Below are 17,214 nucleotides of genomic sequence, written 5' to 3'. Positions count from 1 at the left end.
CTTGTCTCACCTGATGCACCTTCTAAACCTTGCGTTGTGCCACTTAAACTTGGGGTACGTGGAGGAGTCTCAGATGTACTACTTAGCCTTGAAACTTTTGGAGTATTCTCCCTTGATTCTCCTGAACGTTGTCCACCACCACTGAAGCTACTACTAGTTGTCTTGGAAGGCTCACTTGACATTCTTAAGTGTTGCATAGCCCCGTATATTACTCCAAGCCCTGTTAGCAATGTGGCAATTGTCACTCCCATGAACAGCCACTGTTTGCCTGATTTCCATGTGCGAAATCCTTTTTGGGTTATTTTCTTCATTTTAAGCTCCTTTTGTAAAATTAAAATTAAAAAACGTTAATTAAACGCAAGGAACATTATATATATATATATATATATATATATATTGTCAAGTGTTTCTAATATTTTTTGCAAAGTAAGAATTTCCCCAGCAGAATGGCTCATGAACTGCCTTACTCAAAAGTGTAACAATTTTTAAATAATAAAAAAGAGAGAATCTCTTAGTTCCCTCTAGAACGTCACTCTTCATTCTATAATTGAAGAAAAGCTAGTTAATTACCTTTTCTTAAATAATACAAACTTTCCTCAATCCAACGTGGTAAATTATCTTCAAGTGGTTTAAACCCAAAATGATAACGGCTGTTTGAAAAACGGTGCCTATGAGAAAAATGAGGCTTATCATCTTTTAATGCTCTTATGGATAAGCTAGCTTTTTGACTAAATTCATCAACATCAATAACCTGAACCATGACCTTATCACCAATAGCTAATAGCTGGTTAATATTATCAATAAAACCTGTCTTGATTTCTGAAATGTGAATGAGACCTGTTGTCCCATTTTCAAGGGCAACAAAAGCGCCGTATGGTTTAATCCCTGTGATGGTTCCATGCAGTTTGTCACCAATTCTCATTAATCAAATACCTCAATTGTTTCAATGACAACATCTTCTTTGGGTTTATCTTGAGCACCAGTTTCAACTGCCGCAATCTGATCCAAAACTTGGAAGGAATTATCATCAGCCACTTGACCAAAAACAGTATGACGGCGATCAAGGTGAGGTGTGCCGCCATTATCTGCATAAGCAGCTGCAATCGGTACCGGCCAACCACCACGTTCTAATTCTTTTTTCGCATAAGGAATCTTACTATTTTGAACGATGAAAAATTGACTGCCATTGGTATTTGGACCTGCATTAGCCATCGAAAAGGCACCACGAAGATTGTAAAGTTCGTCTGAAAACTCATCTTCAAAACTGTCGCCATAAATAGACTGTCCACCCATACCAGTACCAGTTGGGTCACCACCTTGAATCATAAATTCTGGAATAATTCGGTGGAAAATAATGCCATCATAGTATCCCTCTTTGGCTAACCCTAAGAAGTTAGCAACCGTCTTAGGGGCATGTTCTGGGAACAAGACTAAGGTCATATCCCCATAATTCGTTTTAATGGTCGCCTTTGGACCTTTTTGCTTCTCTAATTCCAACTGTGGAAACTGTAATTCTTTTTCAATCAACCCTAATTCCTCCAAGGCATATAAAATGCCATCTTCTTCAACTTTCTTTGTGACAAGATCCGCTTTTTCTTGCAAGAGTGGATGTGATACCCCCATCGCAATACTAATCCCAGCATAATCAAATAATTCTAAGTCATTTAGCTCATCACCAAAAACTAAGATATTTTCTGGTTTTAATCCCAAATGATCAACTACTTTAGAAACTCCCAAGGCTTTTGAAGTCCCTTTCAAAACAACATCCGATGAATTATCGTGCCACCTGACAAGGCGAAGATGTTCTGCTAATTCAACCGGTAATTGTAAACTATCTCCTTTGTCCTCAAAAGTCCACATCTGATAAACGTCATGCTTCTCGTTATAATCTGGACAGACTTCTAATTGCGCATAAACATTGTCAATAGCATTGTTAATCATGTCATTACGCGTTGATAAAACCGCTTCATGACGACCTGCCATGCCATAATAAATTCCCATGTCATCGGCCCATTTTTTGTAAGCCACGACAATATCAGCTGGAATAGGGGCTTGAAAGATAATATTTTTCTTATCATCTTTGACATAGGCGCCATTTAATTTAACACAATAGTCAGCATGTAACGCTCTTACTTCTTGCGGAACACCATATCGAGCACGACCTGAGGCGATTCCAACCAAAATACCTTTAGCTTTTAGCGCTTGAAATACTTTTTGAACAGAATCGGGCATGTAACCTGTATCTTTAACCCTTAAAGTATCATCAATGTCAAAAAAGACCATTTTAATTTTCTTAGCTTTATATTTTAGTTTTGCATCCATACTATCCTCCATTTAACTCTACCTATTATAGCATTAATTGTCATCTTGGGGGACTAAATGGTGTCTGAAAGCGTACACAACTGCCTGTGTTCGGTCATCAACTTGTAGCTTGGCTAGAATATTAGACACATGGGTTTTAACGGTTTTTAAAGAAATAAATAGTTCATCAGCTATCGTTTGATTATCATAGCCTTTAGCTAACAGATACAAAATATCATACTCACGGGTGGTTAAGTCTTCATGCAAATCAGGATGCTGATTATGAGCCTTAATTTTTTTGTCTACCTCTGTCTCAATTGCTAACTCTCCCTTAGCAACCTTTCGAATAGCATTTAAAATTTCAGCAGCACTGGAAGATTTTAACATATAGCCCTTGGCACCTGCATCAATCACAGGATAAATTTTTTCATTATCCAAATAAGACGTTAAAACCAATACCTTAGCCTCTTCCCATTTTTCGAGAATTTCTAGTGTTGCTTCAACACCATCTAATTCGGGCATGACCAGATCCATGACCAAAACATCTGGTTTTAATTTTAGCGCTAAATCAACCCCTTCACGACCATTAGAAGCTTCTCCAATGACGTCAATATCTGATTGAACAGCCAAAAAGCTTTTAAGTCCCATACGAACCATTTCGTGATCATCAACTAATATCACTCTTATTTTTCTCATCATCATCTCCCATCACTATCGGTAGTCTAATATCCATGGATACTCCCTTACCTTTTTGACTAATCAAATGTAAACTACCTGCTAAATCATCAACACGGTCTTCAATATTTTTCAAGCCATAACTAAGGTCTCTCACTTGATCCATATCAAAACCAATTCCATTATCAATCATCTTTAGTTGCAATTCTGTTGAGGTTTGATTAAGGTAAACTTCAATCCGACCTGCCTTGGCATGCTTCAACGTATTACTAATAAATTCTTGTGCTATCCTAAAGAGGTTATCCTCCATGGATTTGGGTAATTGACCAATATTCTCTTTATAAAGCACTTCAATGTCACTTTTGTCAACCAATTCCTTAAGAATCATATTAAGACCCTCAGATAAGGTGCGATTAGCTAATTCAGTTGGTCTTAGATGCAAGAGCAAGATACGTAAATCATTTTGAGCATTTTGCAACATCGCTTCAACAGTAACCAACTGCGTCTGTAGTTGCTCTTTATCTAGTTGCTCCAAACTCATCGAAATGCCTGATAAAATCATCGAAGAAGCAAACAATTCCTGACTAACCGTATCATGCAAATCCCTTGCAATACGTTTGCGCTCTTGTTGAACAATTTCCTGACTTTCGATAATATAGGCACTTTCTTTTTTCTGCATATTAGCCGTCATGTGAGCAATTTTTTCAGACAATTTACTTAAATTTGTATTGATTTCAGAGGTTTCATCTAGCTGTAGCCGCTGATTATTTAACATGCGCTTTAAATTTTGATTGATGCTACGCTTGCTATTATCATCTAAAATAATCCATAACAACAATAAGAGTAAGGTCACCGATATAATCAATAATAAAATAGAAAAAAATAGACGCTCAACCTGCCACAAATGACCACGCAGATAGTCAAAAGTAATTCCCAAATTGTCCATGACCACAAAAACAATGGATAAAATGGTAACCGTTGAGTATAGCCAAATAAGGGCATAATAACGTTTTTTCATCGCCTAGCCACCTCAACATTTCCTGCAATGGTCGTTATAATCACTTTAACTTTCTTTAACTGCTGACCATCTGCTTCTCTTAACTTAATAGACTCATTGCGAAGATCATATTGTTGATAATCAAAAAAATCAACACTGCCATAGATGGAACTAACATCCAAAGTTACCCCTACATCAATAGGAACTAAAACGTTTGTATTACCAAATATTTTGCGTACCACAATGACATTATCCATGCCTGTCACAATAACATTGGTTAAATCAATGGTATCATTCCCAGAAATCCGAATAATATTAATATCATCAAAAGAATAATAGTCACTTTCATAATTGGAAGCTCCAATCCACTGGTGCTTGGTTTGAGTGACATCAACTTTTTCTTGCTCAAAACGAATCAAAGCAAAGCGATTCTTTTTTTTGACCTGTGAAAAATGGTTAATAAAAACGTAAACAATCCCCAAAAGAGCTGCCATAATAATGTAGGGATTGAGCATAAAGATTAAAAAAAGAAGCAATAAACTGACTGTCAGAAGAAAGTTATTGCGGCTATCTTGATTATAAAAACGTAAAGCCAATAAAATAAGTACTAAGATTAAAATAAAACTCGATAAATCATTATCCAAGATAGTCATGATGCCCATAGCTAATAACAGACATTCAATCAGTAGAAAGAATTGAAATTTTCTCATTAGGTCCCCTTCGCTTCTTTGTCATTTTATCAAAAATAGTAAAAAAATGCATCTTTGAGTTACAAACACAAAAACACCTAGCTTAATGCTATTGTAGCATAAAACTAGGTATTCATCGCTCTTTTACGGTGTCTGACCATTCGATTCCGAGGGTGCTGTTTCTGTATTACTGCTGGAGCCTGTTCCGTTACCTGATGATGAACTGCTTGAACTTGACTCTGAGCTAGACGAACTATTAGATGATTTTGTCTCTTCAGCATAGAGGTACAGACTAATTTCGCTTTTCTCTGAAAGGCTTAATGATGTCCCATAATACGGGCTTTGCCCACTAACAATAGCTTTTGCTTTTGGTGAACTCACCTGAACAAAACCTGTCGCAGAAGTTGAACTCGGGACATAAGCTTTTATCCTAGACGCATTAATTCCTAAAGCAGTCAACGTATTGACAGCTTCTGCATAGGTATATTCTGTTACCATCGGCATGATAACAGTGTCACTAACCGCCACGCTAAGCGTAATTTTTGATTTTCCTTTTGGATTAAATTTGTCTCCTGCACTTGGTGATTGGCTAATAACAGTATTTTCAGGATACTCATTTGTAACAATACGTTCAATCTTGATTTTTGATTTTGGCACACCGTGAGTCTCCATCAAACTATTCATGACCTCCTGATAGTTTAACCCTTTATAATTTGCCATCTCAAATCCTTTATTTCCCATGGAGACATAAATCGTAACGCTAGCTCCTTGGCGCTTAATTGTTCCTGCCTGCGGATCTGTCCTAACAACATTTCCTTCTGCAACTGTATCGCTATCAACTTGTTTAACCTTGCCAACTTTCAAACCAACTTCTTGCAGTTCTTGTTTAGCAACTTTGAGACTGGTTCCGGTGACATCTGGAACTTTAACAGAGTTAGGTTTCGTTACAATTAAATAAGTAAAGAGGGCTACTCCAACAATAAAAAGAGAAAAGAGAATTTTTAACAAGGTTCCTAAAAAACGACCTTTTTTCTTCTTTTTTTGTGGTTTTTGGAGACTATCCATTTGATTGGTTTGCTCTAGACGACTTTCTGTTGTTGGTGCAACCGAACCAGGCATTGCTGTCTTAGGAGTTGTCATTGGAGCAGGAGTTACTTTTGGAAGTGGTTTTGTGCTTTCCACATCATCAAAAATAACTTTGCGTTCACGACTACGATTGTAGCTAAGTGCCGTCATCAAGTCTCGGCTCATTTCAAAAGTTGATCCGTAACGGTCACTCAACTTCTTGGCTGTTGCACGAATAACCACATTCTCTAGTGCCTGTGGAACATTACGATTTTCTTCAATAATTGAAGGAAGAGGTTTTTGAAAATGCTGCAAGGCAATCGTAACGGCACTATCCCCATCATAAGGAATATGCCCTGTCAGCATTTCAAAAAGCATAATTCCCATCGCATAAATGTCACTTTGGATGGTTGCTTTTGAGCCACGTGCTTGTTCTGGGGACAAATAATGCACGCTACCAAGCATGGAGTTGGTCTGTGTCAAGCTGGTTTCTGCAAAAGCAACGGCAATCCCAAAATCTGTTACCTTAACCACGCCATTTTTTGTTAAAAGAATATTTTGAGGTTTTAAATCCCTATGAACAATTCCTTTTTGGTGAGCTAATGTCATGGCAGAGAGAACTTCTTCCATGATCCTAACCACTTCATTATTAGATAGAGGTGCATGATCTTGGATATATTTCTTCAAATCAGCCCCATCTACATATTCCATTACTAAAAATTGCTGTCCGTCTTCTTCACCTATGTCCCGGATGGCAACAATATTAGGATGGTTCAACTCAGCCATGGCACGCGCTTCTCGTTGGAAACGTGCCACTGCCACCTGATCCGTTTGATAATTAGTCCGTAAAACTTTAATTGCCACATCTTCATTATCTAAGATCAAGTCATTTGCTAAGTAAACATCCGCCATACCACCGCGGCCAATAGATTTTAGAATGCGATAACGACCAGCAAATAGTTTGCCAATCTGAATCATTCTGTATCCTCACTTTCGTTGTAAACCAAAGCGACAGTGATATTATCCAAACCTCCTCTTAGGTTAGCCAAATTAATCATTTCTTGATTTTTGTCATCAAGGCTAAGGTCTCGACTTAAGATATCGACAATTTCATGATTAGAAATCATATTTGTCAAGCCATCACTATTAATGACAAGGTAATCCCCTTTTTCTAAGACCTTAATACCCAAATCAGGCTCTACTGGAGATGCTTGACCGATGGATTGTGTGATAATATTTTTTTGAGGGTGACTGGCAGCTTCTTCTTCAGTAATTTGCCCAGCCTTAAGCAATTCATTGACCAAAGAATGGTCACTAGTCAATAAGGTATAGCTACCATCATGAACAAAACCAATACGAGAATCACCAATATGAGCATAAATAGCATTTGATTCAACCAAGGCTACTGCTTCAACAGTCGTTCCCATTCCTTTAAAATCCTCAGATTGTCCTAAATCATAAATCCGTTGGTTTTCTGACTCAATAGTTGCTAACAACCAATCTCTAATCTGACTTAATTCTGTCAGGTCTGTTTTTACCCATTCTCTACCAATGTCTGTGACTGTCATTTCACTGGCAATATTCCCAGCTCTGTGTCCCCCCATGCCATCAGCTAAAATTACAAGGGTAACTCCTTTTTTATTATCAAACTTGTTGATAAAATCTTGGTTGTTTGAGCGTTTCTGCCCAATGTCTGTTTTTAATGAAATCTTCATATACTTTTTCTGACTAGGTCAGTTTCCTCCTAAAATACTACAAGACTCGTCTGACTTGTCCAATAAAGAAGCCATCAGTCTGGTATTGTTCTGGTGTGATAATAAGGTAACCATCCTTCACAATATCTGCTTGTGCATGGTTCAATTTTACTTGTTCAAAATTAGGATGACTTTTTAAAAATGATTCGATGACTTGACAGTTCTCCTCATCAAAAATAGTGCAAGTACTGTATGTTATTATACCACCTTTACGCAAGGTTTGACAAACACTAGACAATATCTCTAGTTGGATGGTCTGCAAAGCGCTCAAATCTCGACTGTCTTTATTGTATTTGATGTCTGGCTTACGACGAATCAAGCCAATTCCTGAACAAGGGGCATCTACTAAGATTTTATCAAAACTATCCTTTTCAAAATGGTGATGAACCTCTCTAGCATCTAGCTTTTTAGTCTCAATCCTATCAGCAACTCCTAAGCGGTTAGCATTTTCCTTAACCAGTTCTAGCTTATGGTCATATAAGTCTAACGCAACTATTTTACCAGTCGATAAATAGGATGCCATATGGGCTGTTTTCCCCCCTGGAGCACTACAGGCATCAAGAATAATTTCATCCCCCTCAATCATTAAAGTCGGTGCAACCAACTGACTGCTCTCATCCTGAATGGTAATATCACCATTAACAAAATAATCACTGGCAGCAAAATGCCCCGATGATTTGATCAACCCTGTTTCTGACAAGAGGGATGGTTCTGCATCTAAGGCTTGACCAATCTTATCCAATTTAGAAGGATCAATAACACGGATACTTGCCTTGTTACGTACAAATAAGCTTTCCATGATGGCTACTGCCCTGTCTTTCCCAAATTGATCGATTAGTTTTTTAACCAACCAAACAGGCAAAGAATACTTGACTGAGTAATATTTATTTTGACGCTTAATGCTTGTCATATCTGGTAAAGGTTTGCCGGTAAACTGACGTAAAATGGCATTGATAAATTTCTCTGCCCCTTTTTTATTACCACGATTTTTAGCAATGGTAACTGCGTCATTAACAATAGCATGTGCTGGCAATTTGTCCAAATAAATAAGTTGATAAAGGCTAATCATAAGCAGGTTGTAGACCCATTTATCCAATTTATCACGGTCTTGAATATAATGAGCCAAATACCATTCCAAGCTAATTTTACGAGAAATGGTCCCATAAACAATTTCAGTCAACAAAGCCTTATCCTTAGGCGATAAGGTTTTATTACTTAATTGTTGGCTGAGAGCTAGATTGGTATAAGCTCCTTGTTCTAAAATAGCTTCAATGACAAGGAGTGCCTTCCCTCGAGGGCTAGTTTTCCAATTATCTGCCAAAACCATCACCTACTTCAAGGGCTCTACCAACACCATTTAAAAAATCTGAAATTGGCATTTTGGGTTTTCCTGCTGGCTGCACGACTGTCAAAGAAAGTGCCCCCTGACCTGTTGCCACAAGCAATGATTTTTTAGTTTTAGCGATAATTTCGCCAGGCTGACCATTTCCCTCTGCCAAATCCGCTTCATAAATTTTAAAGCGTTGCCCATCTAAAAAAGTATGAACTACCGGCCAAGGATTCATGCCACGAATGTGATTAAAGACTTCTTGAGCTGATCTAGTCCAATCCAATTTTTCTTGTTCTGGTGAAATATTGGGTGAAAAGGTGGCTTGACTATGGTCTTGAGGAATTGGTTTTAATTCCCCAGAAAGATAGGCGGGAAGACTGTCCAAAAGCAAATCACGTCCAATAACGGCTAGCTTTTCAAATAGGGTACCCACATTGTCTGTTGCAAGAATAGGAGTGCTTGCTTTAGCTACCATATCACCAGCGTCCATTTCTTTTACCATTTCCATAATGGTAACACCTGCTTCTTTATCGCCATTCATAATCGCATAATGAATGGGCGCCCCCCCACGATATTTAGGCAATAATGAAGCGTGCACATTCACTGCAAACGAAACCGAATCCAATAATTTTGTTGGTAAAAACTGACCAAAGGCTGCCGTCACAATCCCATCTGCACCTAGACACATGAGCTCTTCTAATTCCTGTGATCCTGATAATTTTTCAGGCTGATAAACAGGTAAGTTGTGCTCAAGTGCCAGTTCCTTTACGGGGGTCATTTTGATTTCTTTTTTACGACCGACAGCTCGATCTGGCTGTGTCACAACCGCTAAAATTTCATAATTAGATTCTTCCAGCAGCCCTTTCAAAACAGTTGCCGAAAACTGGGGAGTTCCCATAAAAAGTAATGTCGTCATTGATCTCCTCTTTTTATCTTTCTTTACATTATAGCATAGTTTACTCTTGACTTACGTAAACTGTAGTGGTTCATGATCAATAATCACTTTTAAGTCACGATTGTCTATTTCTTGACTCCAATCAAGAATATGATTGAGGGTCTCTTCCAAATGATCCTCAAACCGGTATTTCAAGATAATTTGATAGTGATACAGATTGTGCGTTCTTGCAATTGGTTTGGGAGTTGGTCCTAATATCTTGATATGTTCAGATAACCCTTCTTTAAGGAGTCCCATGACCTGATAAGCTTTCTTGATGACCTCTTCCTCTAGGCGGTGTGATAACGTGATACCGACCGTAAAATAATAAGGGGGATAAGCCATTTGTCGACGTATCGCCATCTCATATCGGTAGAACGCTTCAAAATCTTGTTGTTTAGCCAACCGGATAGCATAGTGATCCGGATTGTACGTTTGAATCAAAACTTCCCCAGGCTTATGAGCACGACCCGCTCGACCAGAAACCTGAGTTAAAAGTTGGAAGGTTTTTTCTGAAGAACGAAAATCCGGCAAATTTAAAGACGTGTCAGCATTTAATACTCCAACTAAAGTCACATCCGGAAAATCAAGCCCTTTAGCGATCATTTGCGTTCCAAGCAATATATCTGCCTCATGACGACCAAAGGTCTCCAAAATTGCTTCATGGCTGCCTTTTTTACGGGTCGTATCCACATCCATCCTCACAACTCTAGCTTCCGGCAAAACTGCTTGTAACTCATCAAAAGCCTTTTGTGTTCCTGATCCATAATAACGAATGCTTCTGCTCTGACAGTTAGGACAGGTGTGGGGGATCTGTTTTTGAAAACCACAATAATGGCAATTCATGGTTTTGGTATCCATGTGAAGGGTCAAAGAGATGTCACAATTAGGACATTTGTCCACATAACCACAATCCCTACACATGATAAAACTGGAGTAGCCACGACGATTAAGCATTAATACTACTTGTTCTTTTTTAGCTAAACGATCCCTAATTTTATCAATCAGATAAGGGGTAAAATTACTAACCTCCTGCTGACCAATATAATCCCGAAAATCAACAATGGTCACTTCTGGTATTTTGGCTAACGGATTGGCCCTTTCTGTTAACTGAAGGAAATGATAAACTCCCTTACTCGCTCTAGCACGACTTTCAATGCTTGGTGTGGCAGACCCCATCACCAAAACGGCTTGGTGGTACCTAGCACGGAGCAATGCCACATCTCTAGCATGATATCTTGGATTGCTTTCTTGCTTATAAGTAGATTCATGTTCTTCATCAATAATAATGGCACCAATATTTTCCAAAGGTGCAAAAATAGCAGAACGAGCACCAACAACCACCTTTGCTTGCCCAGCTTTAATTTTTTGCCACTCATCAAATTTTTCACCATCTGACAATCCCGAATGCATAATAGCCACTTGCTTACCAAAACGAGAAATAAAGCGGGAAGTCATTTGCGGGGTTAAGGAAATCTCAGGCACTAAAACGATAGCCGTCTTAGCCTGCTGTAAAACCGCCTCAATGATATGAAGGTAAACTTCTGTTTTTCCTGAACCCGTGATTCCCTCTATTAAAAACGGTTTACTAGGTTTACCAATCTCTCCAACAATTTGCTTAACTGCTGATGCTTGTTCTGCATTCAAAGTAAAAAAGGAAGAAGTTTCAATTTTGTCAAAATATTGATCACTTCGATTAACGTGACGCTCCTTGATTGTGACAAGCCCATTTGCTGTAAAATAAGAGACCAATTCACGTGAAAATTCTCGATAAAGATCTGCTAGTTTTTGCCCTTCAGGATGTTCTAACAAATAATCCTTTAACAGTTGACGCTTCTTGGCTCTATTTGAGATAGGATGCTCTTTAAGTTCTTTACAATTAACTTGATAATACTTTTCTGTTTTAAACCTTTTTTTATCTCTTGCCAGATAAGTCACTTTTATCTGACCAGCTTGAATCCTTTTTAGGGCTATTTTTTCACTTTCAGTTTCTAAAGTAGAGAACAAAACCGACTCTTTTCCAGCAAAAATAAGGGCTCTAGTAGCATCATCTAATGCCTTGGTCGGCCATAATTCTTTGTCATAATTAGAATTTAAAAGGTTTGGCACCATCGTCTTCAATAAAGTGATTTTATAAGAAAAAACCGTTTCTCGTAACTTATCTGCCAAATCCAGTTGCTCTTGATTTAAAACAGGTTCAAGATCTAAAACAGATCGAATCATCTTAAGAGAATCCCGCTTTTCTCGCTCAAAACCAATCACAAAACCTTGAAGGAGGCGATTCCCATTTCCAAAAGGAACATGCACACGAGAGCCTATTTGAACAAGTGTGGTCAATTCTTTTGGAATTCTGTAAGAAAAGGGCTTATCCGTTTGCATCAAGGGAATATCAACAATCACACGTGCTATTTTTTCCATCTGCGTTTCCTTTCCAAAATGATTCCAAACCTAAATATGAAAAAATCTAAGATTTTAGGAACCTTAGATTTTTTCTCCTTCTTCTTTTTCTTTTGCGATTTGCTCTTTGATTTTACGCTCCTCCTCTTCTTTTGCCAAACGTTCTGCTTCCATTTTGGCACGAACGGCAGCACGTTTTGCAGAAGGGTCTGGGTGGATAACAATATTTCCCGATTCAATTTCTTCGAGGGCTTGAAGGGTTGATTTAACAGATTTAAAGTCTTGCGTCGGTTTTGCACCGGCTTCTAATTCATGGGCACGTTTTGCCTGTAAAATCACTAACGAATATTTTGATGGCACCTTATCTAACAAGGTGTCAATGGAAGGTTTTAACATCATATCATTTACTCTTTTCTATCTGTCATCGTAAGGGTGTCGTCGTCTTTATCATTTTGTCGTAGCGGCCAATAACACGGTCAACACGGAAATGTTCTGTTTCAATAATTCGTTTCACTCGCTCAGCCGCTAACGAAACTTGGTCATTCACAACAGCATAATCATACTCACGCATCAGCGCAATTTCCTCTTTTGCTCTCTCAATACGTTGAGCAATAACCTCTTGGCTATCTGTACCACGACCAACCAGGCGGTCTTGTAACTCTTCTAAATCTGGTGGTGTCAAAAAAATAAAAACACCATCTGGCACTTTTGATTTTACCTGAAGAGCTCCTTGGACTTCAATTTCTAAAAAGACATCAATGCCCTTATCAAGGGTCTCATTGACGTAGGTCAATGGTGTGCCATAGTAATTCCCAACATACTCAGCATATTCTAGCATTTGACCGTTTTTTATCAATTCTTCAAATTCTTTTCGTGTGCGGAAGAAATAATCAACCCCATCAACTTCACCTGGTCTTTGTGGACGAGTTGTCATTGAAACTGAATATTCAAACTTATGATCTGGCGTTGAAAAAATTTCTTGTCTCACCGTCCCTTTTCCGACACCTGAAGGACCAGAAAAGACGATTAACAATCCGCGTTCAGACATTCTATTCTCCTTATTAACTGCTTTCTAATAGTTTATCAAAAAGCCTATCTTTTTTCAAGAAAATTCTCAATGGAAAACTCATAAAGAAAAAGAGGAAAATGGCACCGTTTCCCAAAAGTTGGACACACATCTAACGATTGGGATGCCATTCAAAATTCCTCTTTTTCTATTTCGCATAATCAACTGCTCGCATTTCACGAATAACAGTTACTTTAATATTTCCTGGGTAATCCAAATTATTTTCAATCTGTTCTCTCACCTTATGAGATAGGATAACAACTTGATCATCAGATACTTTTTCAGGCTGAACCATGATCCGAATTTCGCGACCTGCTTGGAGGGCAAAACTATTTTGAACCCCATCAAAACTTGTTGCAATTTCTTCTAAATCACGGAGACGCTTAATGTAATTTTCCATTGACTCGTTACGTGCACCCGGGCGAGCTGAACTAAGGGCATCTGCTGCTGCAACAAGGACAGCAATAACCGATTCAGGCTCCACATCCCCATGATGACTAGCTATCGTATTGATAACGACTGGGTGTTCTTTGTATTTACGGGCAAATTCCATCCCAATTTCAACATGACTCCCCTCTACTTCGCGGTCAATAGCTTTTCCCATATCATGCAAAAAACCAGCACGACGAGCAAGAGCAACATTTTCACCCAATTCACCTGCCAGAATACCTGCCAATTTACCAACTTCAATCGAGTGGCGCAACACATTTTGACCAAATGAGGTACGAAATTGTAGTCGTCCCATAATTTTAATCAAATCAGGGTGAAGATTTGGGGCACCAATCTCATAAGCTGCTGCCTCCCCATATTCACGAATACGGTTATCCATTTCAAGACGATTTTTTTCAACCAATTCTTCAATGCGAGCAGGATGAATACGACCATCTGCAATAAGGGATTCCAAGGTCATACGTGCAATCTCACGACGAATCGGATCAAAACCTGACAAGACAACCACTTCTGGTGTGTCATCAACAATGACATCAATGCCAGTCAAACTTTCTAAAGTACGAATATTTCGTCCCTCACGACCAATAATACGCCCCTTCATGTTATCATCTGGAAGATGAACACTTGTAATCGTTTGTTCTGTTACATACTCACCAGCAACTCTTTGCATCGCCTGTGCTAGCAAGTCCTTAGCGATTTTATCTGTCCTATCTTTAATGTCACGTTCGGCATCGCGAATACGAGTAGCAATTTCATGGGTTAACTTGTTTTCTGTCTCCATCAAAATCACTTCACGTGCCTCAGCAATGGACATAGCAGCAACTCTTTCTAGCTCTGCTTTTTTTTCTTCTTCAAGTTTTTCAACTTGAGCTTGCCGCTCATCAATATGTTTAGATTTATCGGTCAGACTTTGTTCTTTGCTATCCAGTACTTTTTCTTTACTTGATAGGTTCTCATCCTTACGATCAAGAGTTAATGAACGCTCTGTTAAGCGAGTTTCTAGTTGTTTAAGCTCTTGCCTTTCGGATTTAAATTCCTGTTCAATCTCTTCACGATATTTTCTTGCCTCTTCTTTTGCTTCCAAAAGTAATTCTTTGCGATTTGCCTTACTTTCACGTTGGGCTGTTTTCTTAATGTATTCGGCATCCAATTCTGCTTTACCACGAATATCAACAGCATCTTGTTCAGCATTTAAAAGAGTCAATTCTGCAGCTTCCTTCGCAGACTTGAGTCTAATCGAAATAAGTGCATAACCTAATGTTAAACCAATGAGGGCAGAAACAATTAATAATACAATATTAACCATATTTTCACCTCAATATATTTTAGATTTCATTAAATAGAAAGCCATTTCTTAGTTTATCACAAATTAAGTGTTTGCACAATTACAATTCATCACTTAAAAAGGACTAATTCACTCGAAAATAGATTCACTTGGCTTGTGTCAGAAACGATTATTTGGCATCTCTATCGCTAAAGTAATTTTTTACGAAAAGTCCTTGACTCTGATACTATGCTTACTTGAGATATTTATAACTTTTCCTTTGTAAGAATCTATGATAAGCTTAAGACAATTAACGAAACCAGTCGTCTTTATTTGGGGTAAAATGAACAGTAACTTTCCTAAAAAGATTCCTGTTAAATTTGCTTAGCGATTTATCTTTCGGGGATATTGTTAGCTAATCTCACAAGAATTTGTTACAACTGCACCCTAACAATAAATCATTGATCAAGACAACAAATGGTTTAACCACGAGAGGATATTATATTATGAAAACGATTGTTATTGTGAAAGCCCTACGAACACCCATTGGAGCATTTGGTGGCGCTTTTAAAGATGTTTCTGCCGTTAGCCTAGCAAGCACCGTACTGAAAAAGATCTTTGAAACAACACCAGTCAAACCGAAAATGGTAGACGAAGTCATCTTAGGAAATGTTCTTCATGCAGGGCTAGGTCAAAACATTGCTAGGCAAGTTGCAATCCATTCTGGTATTCCAAATGATAAGACCGCCTTCACCCTTGATATGGTTTGTGGATCTGGTTTAAAAGCTATTCAACTAGCCTGTCAAAGCTTAATGCTAGGAGACGCTGAGATTATCATTGCAGGAGGTGTTGAAAACATGTCCCAAGCCGCCTATGTATCAACCCAACACCGCTTTGGTCAGCGTCTGGGAGATAGCCAATTCATTGACAGTTTGGTTCACGATGGCTTAACAGATGCCTTCAATCATTATCACATGGGAATTACTGCCGAAAATATTGCTAAAAAATATGGTATTACAAGGCAAGAACAAGATCAATTCGCCCTTGACAGTCAAATCAAAGCCAAAAAAGCAGGTAAAACCAACCGTTTTGCCGACGAAATTGTTCCTGTAATTATGTCTCAAAAACACAAAGACCCCGTTATCATTTCTACCGATGAATATCCAAAGTCAAATACCAGTATTGAAAAACTCCAAAAGCTTCGACCCGCTTTTATGCCTGAGGGAGGTACTGTAACAGCTGGAAATTCTTCAGGGATTAATGATGGTGCAGCTCTCCTTATGTTAATGACCCAAGACAAGGCAAAAAAACTTGGACTAACACCACTTGTCACCATTGAAAGTTATGCTAGTGCAGGAGTTGCCCCTGAATTAATGGGAACAGGTCCTATTCCTGCAACGCAAAAGGCATTGGCAAGGGTTGGATTAACGATCCAGGATTTGGACTTAATCGAATCTAATGAAGCTTTTGCGGCTCAATCTTTGGCGGTCTTGAAAGAACTCAAATTGAACCCTAACATTGTTAATGTCAACGGAGGCGCTATCGCTCTTGGGCATCCTATTGGTGCAAGCGGAGCTAGAATTCTCGTAACTCTAATCCACGAGATGAAAAAACGACAGGTTAAAAGAGGGCTTGCAACTCTTTGTATCGGCGGCGGACAAGGCACTGCCATAATCGTAAAAAATGATGCAGCTAAACCTTAAAAAATAGCTAAGCATAATCATACAGTCGTAGATAAGTAACCATTTCTTTGCTTTTTATGTTATGATATGAGAAAGGTAGTTGAGGAGGATAAAATGACAAAAGAAGTTACCGTTGAAAGTTTTGAATTGGATCATACTATCGTAAAGGCCCCCTATGTTCGTCTTATCTCTGAAGAATTTGGACCAAAAGGGGATGTCATTACCAATTTTGATGTCCGTTTGGTACAACCGAATCAAAATGCCATTGGGACAGCCGGATTACATACTATTGAGCATTTATTGGCAAAATTAATCCGTCAGCGTATTGATGGCATGATTGACTGCTCTCCCTTTGGTTGCCGCACAGGTTTCCATTTAATTATGTGGGGAAAACACTGTTCAGCGGATATTGCCAAAGTCATCAAGGCAAGTTTAGAAGAAATTATAACAGGCATCACTTGGGAAGATGTTCCTGGAACTACCATTGAATCTTGTGGAAATTATAAGGATCACAGCCTCTTTGCAGCAAAAGAATGGGCACAAGTTATTTTAAATCAAGGTATTTCAGACGATCCATTTAAGCGCCATATTATTTAACACGTTTTAGTCA

General features: G+C 38.5%; 16 protein-coding genes. 2 read left to right on the top strand and 14 right to left on the bottom strand.

Annotated elements, in window-relative coordinates:
- The 14 genes from H346_RS09840 to H346_RS0106600 all read right to left on the bottom strand — a co-directional run.
- On the bottom strand, nt 1-311 hold a 311-nt coding region (locus tag H346_RS09840), incomplete at its 3' end, for a KxYKxGKxW signal peptide domain-containing protein (protein WP_037562761.1).
- A gap of 251 nt (nt 312-562) precedes the next feature.
- Nucleotides 563-922 (bottom strand): S1 RNA-binding domain-containing protein, encoded by a 360-nt coding sequence (locus H346_RS0106660; RefSeq protein WP_027970397.1) that lies wholly within the window; start codon nt 920-922, stop codon nt 563-565.
- Nucleotides 922-2,322, bottom strand: a complete 1,401-nt coding sequence (locus H346_RS0106655) for a bifunctional Cof-type HAD-IIB family hydrolase/peptidylprolyl isomerase (protein WP_027970396.1) — start codon at nt 2,320-2,322, stop codon at nt 922-924. Before H346_RS0106655 ends, H346_RS0106660 begins: the two co-directional genes overlap by 1 nt.
- Before the next feature lie 33 nt (nt 2,323-2,355).
- Complete coding sequence (locus tag H346_RS0106650) at nt 2,356-2,997, bottom strand: response regulator transcription factor (RefSeq protein WP_027970395.1); 642 nt, start codon at nt 2,995-2,997, stop codon at nt 2,356-2,358.
- Nucleotides 2,969-3,994 (bottom strand): envelope stress sensor histidine kinase LiaS, encoded by a 1,026-nt coding sequence (locus tag H346_RS0106645; protein ID WP_027970394.1) that lies wholly within the window; start codon nt 3,992-3,994, stop codon nt 2,969-2,971. The genes H346_RS0106650 and H346_RS0106645 overlap by 29 nt, the downstream gene beginning before the upstream one ends.
- On the bottom strand, nt 3,991-4,683 hold the full coding sequence (gene liaF / locus H346_RS0106640) for a cell wall-active antibiotics response protein LiaF (RefSeq protein ID WP_027970393.1): 693 nt from the start codon (nt 4,681-4,683) through the stop codon (nt 3,991-3,993). Before liaF ends, H346_RS0106645 begins: the two co-directional genes overlap by 4 nt.
- 123 nt (nt 4,684-4,806) lie before the next feature.
- Nucleotides 4,807-6,705 (bottom strand): Stk1 family PASTA domain-containing Ser/Thr kinase, encoded by a 1,899-nt coding sequence (gene pknB / locus H346_RS0106635; RefSeq protein WP_027970392.1) that lies wholly within the window; start codon nt 6,703-6,705, stop codon nt 4,807-4,809.
- Nucleotides 6,702-7,442, bottom strand: coding sequence for a Stp1/IreP family PP2C-type Ser/Thr phosphatase (locus tag H346_RS0106630; protein ID WP_027970391.1), 741 nt, complete (start codon nt 7,440-7,442; stop codon nt 6,702-6,704). The genes pknB and H346_RS0106630 overlap by 4 nt, the downstream gene beginning before the upstream one ends.
- Before the next feature lie 37 nt (nt 7,443-7,479).
- Entirely contained in the window at nt 7,480-8,802 is a 1,323-nt protein-coding gene (gene rsmB, locus H346_RS0106625) for a 16S rRNA (cytosine(967)-C(5))-methyltransferase RsmB (RefSeq protein WP_027970390.1), read from the bottom strand.
- A complete protein-coding gene (gene fmt / locus H346_RS0106620) occupies nt 8,792-9,727 on the bottom strand; it encodes a methionyl-tRNA formyltransferase (RefSeq protein ID WP_027970389.1) in 936 nt (311 codons plus the stop codon). Before fmt ends, rsmB begins: the two co-directional genes overlap by 11 nt.
- A 51-nt stretch (nt 9,728-9,778) precedes the next feature.
- Nucleotides 9,779-12,163 (bottom strand): primosomal protein N', encoded by a 2,385-nt coding sequence (locus tag H346_RS0106615; RefSeq protein ID WP_027970388.1) that lies wholly within the window; start codon nt 12,161-12,163, stop codon nt 9,779-9,781.
- 63 nt (nt 12,164-12,226) lie between these two features.
- Nucleotides 12,227-12,541 (bottom strand): DNA-directed RNA polymerase subunit omega, encoded by a 315-nt coding sequence (gene rpoZ, locus H346_RS0106610; protein ID WP_027970387.1) that lies wholly within the window; start codon nt 12,539-12,541, stop codon nt 12,227-12,229.
- Nucleotides 12,542-12,563: 22 nt separating this feature from the next.
- A complete protein-coding gene (gene gmk / locus H346_RS0106605; protein WP_027970386.1) occupies nt 12,564-13,190 on the bottom strand; it encodes a guanylate kinase in 627 nt (208 codons plus the stop codon).
- Nucleotides 13,191-13,356: 166 nt separating this feature from the next.
- On the bottom strand, nt 13,357-14,964 hold the full coding sequence (locus H346_RS0106600) for a ribonuclease Y (protein ID WP_027970385.1): 1,608 nt from the start codon (nt 14,962-14,964) through the stop codon (nt 13,357-13,359).
- Between the two features lie 464 nt (nt 14,965-15,428).
- On the opposite strand from H346_RS0106600, the gene H346_RS0106595 reads away from it, so the two are divergent.
- Both H346_RS0106595 and H346_RS0106590 read left to right on the top strand, forming a co-directional pair.
- On the top strand, nt 15,429-16,625 hold the full coding sequence (locus H346_RS0106595) for an acetyl-CoA C-acetyltransferase (RefSeq protein WP_027970384.1): 1,197 nt from the start codon (nt 15,429-15,431) through the stop codon (nt 16,623-16,625).
- 93 nt (nt 16,626-16,718) lie between these two features.
- Nucleotides 16,719-17,201 (top strand): S-ribosylhomocysteine lyase, encoded by a 483-nt coding sequence (locus tag H346_RS0106590; RefSeq protein WP_027970383.1) that lies wholly within the window; start codon nt 16,719-16,721, stop codon nt 17,199-17,201.
- The last annotated feature ends 13 nt before the right edge of the window (nt 17,202-17,214 follow it).

It is taken from the genome of Streptococcus castoreus DSM 17536, assembly GCF_000425025.1.
In the GTDB taxonomy this organism is placed as follows: Bacteria; Bacillota; Bacilli; order Lactobacillales; family Streptococcaceae; genus Streptococcus; species Streptococcus castoreus.
Note: the sequence above shows the minus strand (reverse complement) of the source record. Positions and strands in the feature narration are given on the sequence as shown.

Bases quoted from the DNA above. Each gene is read 5' to 3' on its own strand.
- H346_RS0106590 (WP_027970383.1), top strand. From the start codon at position 16,719: ATGACAAAAGAAGTTACCGTTGAAAGTTTTGAATTGGATCATACTATC.
- liaF (WP_027970393.1), bottom strand. From the start codon at position 4,683: ATGAGAAAATTTCAATTCTTTCTACTGATTGAATGTCTGTTATTAGCT.
- H346_RS0106600 (WP_027970385.1), bottom strand. From the start codon at position 14,964: ATGGTTAATATTGTATTATTAATTGTTTCTGCCCTCATTGGTTTAACA.
- H346_RS0106645 (WP_027970394.1), bottom strand. From the start codon at position 3,994: ATGAAAAAACGTTATTATGCCCTTATTTGGCTATACTCAACGGTTACC.
- pknB (WP_027970392.1), bottom strand. From the start codon at position 6,705: ATGATTCAGATTGGCAAACTATTTGCTGGTCGTTATCGCATTCTAAAA.
- H346_RS0106630 (WP_027970391.1), bottom strand. From the start codon at position 7,442: ATGAAGATTTCATTAAAAACAGACATTGGGCAGAAACGCTCAAACAAC.
- H346_RS0106650 (WP_027970395.1), bottom strand. From the start codon at position 2,997: ATGAGAAAAATAAGAGTGATATTAGTTGATGATCACGAAATGGTTCGT.
- H346_RS0106595 (WP_027970384.1), top strand. From the start codon at position 15,429: ATGAAAACGATTGTTATTGTGAAAGCCCTACGAACACCCATTGGAGCA.
- rpoZ (WP_027970387.1), bottom strand. From the start codon at position 12,541: ATGATGTTAAAACCTTCCATTGACACCTTGTTAGATAAGGTGCCATCA.
- H346_RS0106660 (WP_027970397.1), bottom strand. From the start codon at position 922: ATGAGAATTGGTGACAAACTGCATGGAACCATCACAGGGATTAAACCA.
- fmt (WP_027970389.1), bottom strand. From the start codon at position 9,727: ATGACGACATTACTTTTTATGGGAACTCCCCAGTTTTCGGCAACTGTT.
- H346_RS0106655 (WP_027970396.1), bottom strand. From the start codon at position 2,322: ATGGATGCAAAACTAAAATATAAAGCTAAGAAAATTAAAATGGTCTTT.
- H346_RS0106615 (WP_027970388.1), bottom strand. From the start codon at position 12,163: ATGGAAAAAATAGCACGTGTGATTGTTGATATTCCCTTGATGCAAACG.
- gmk (WP_027970386.1), bottom strand. From the start codon at position 13,190: ATGTCTGAACGCGGATTGTTAATCGTCTTTTCTGGTCCTTCAGGTGTC.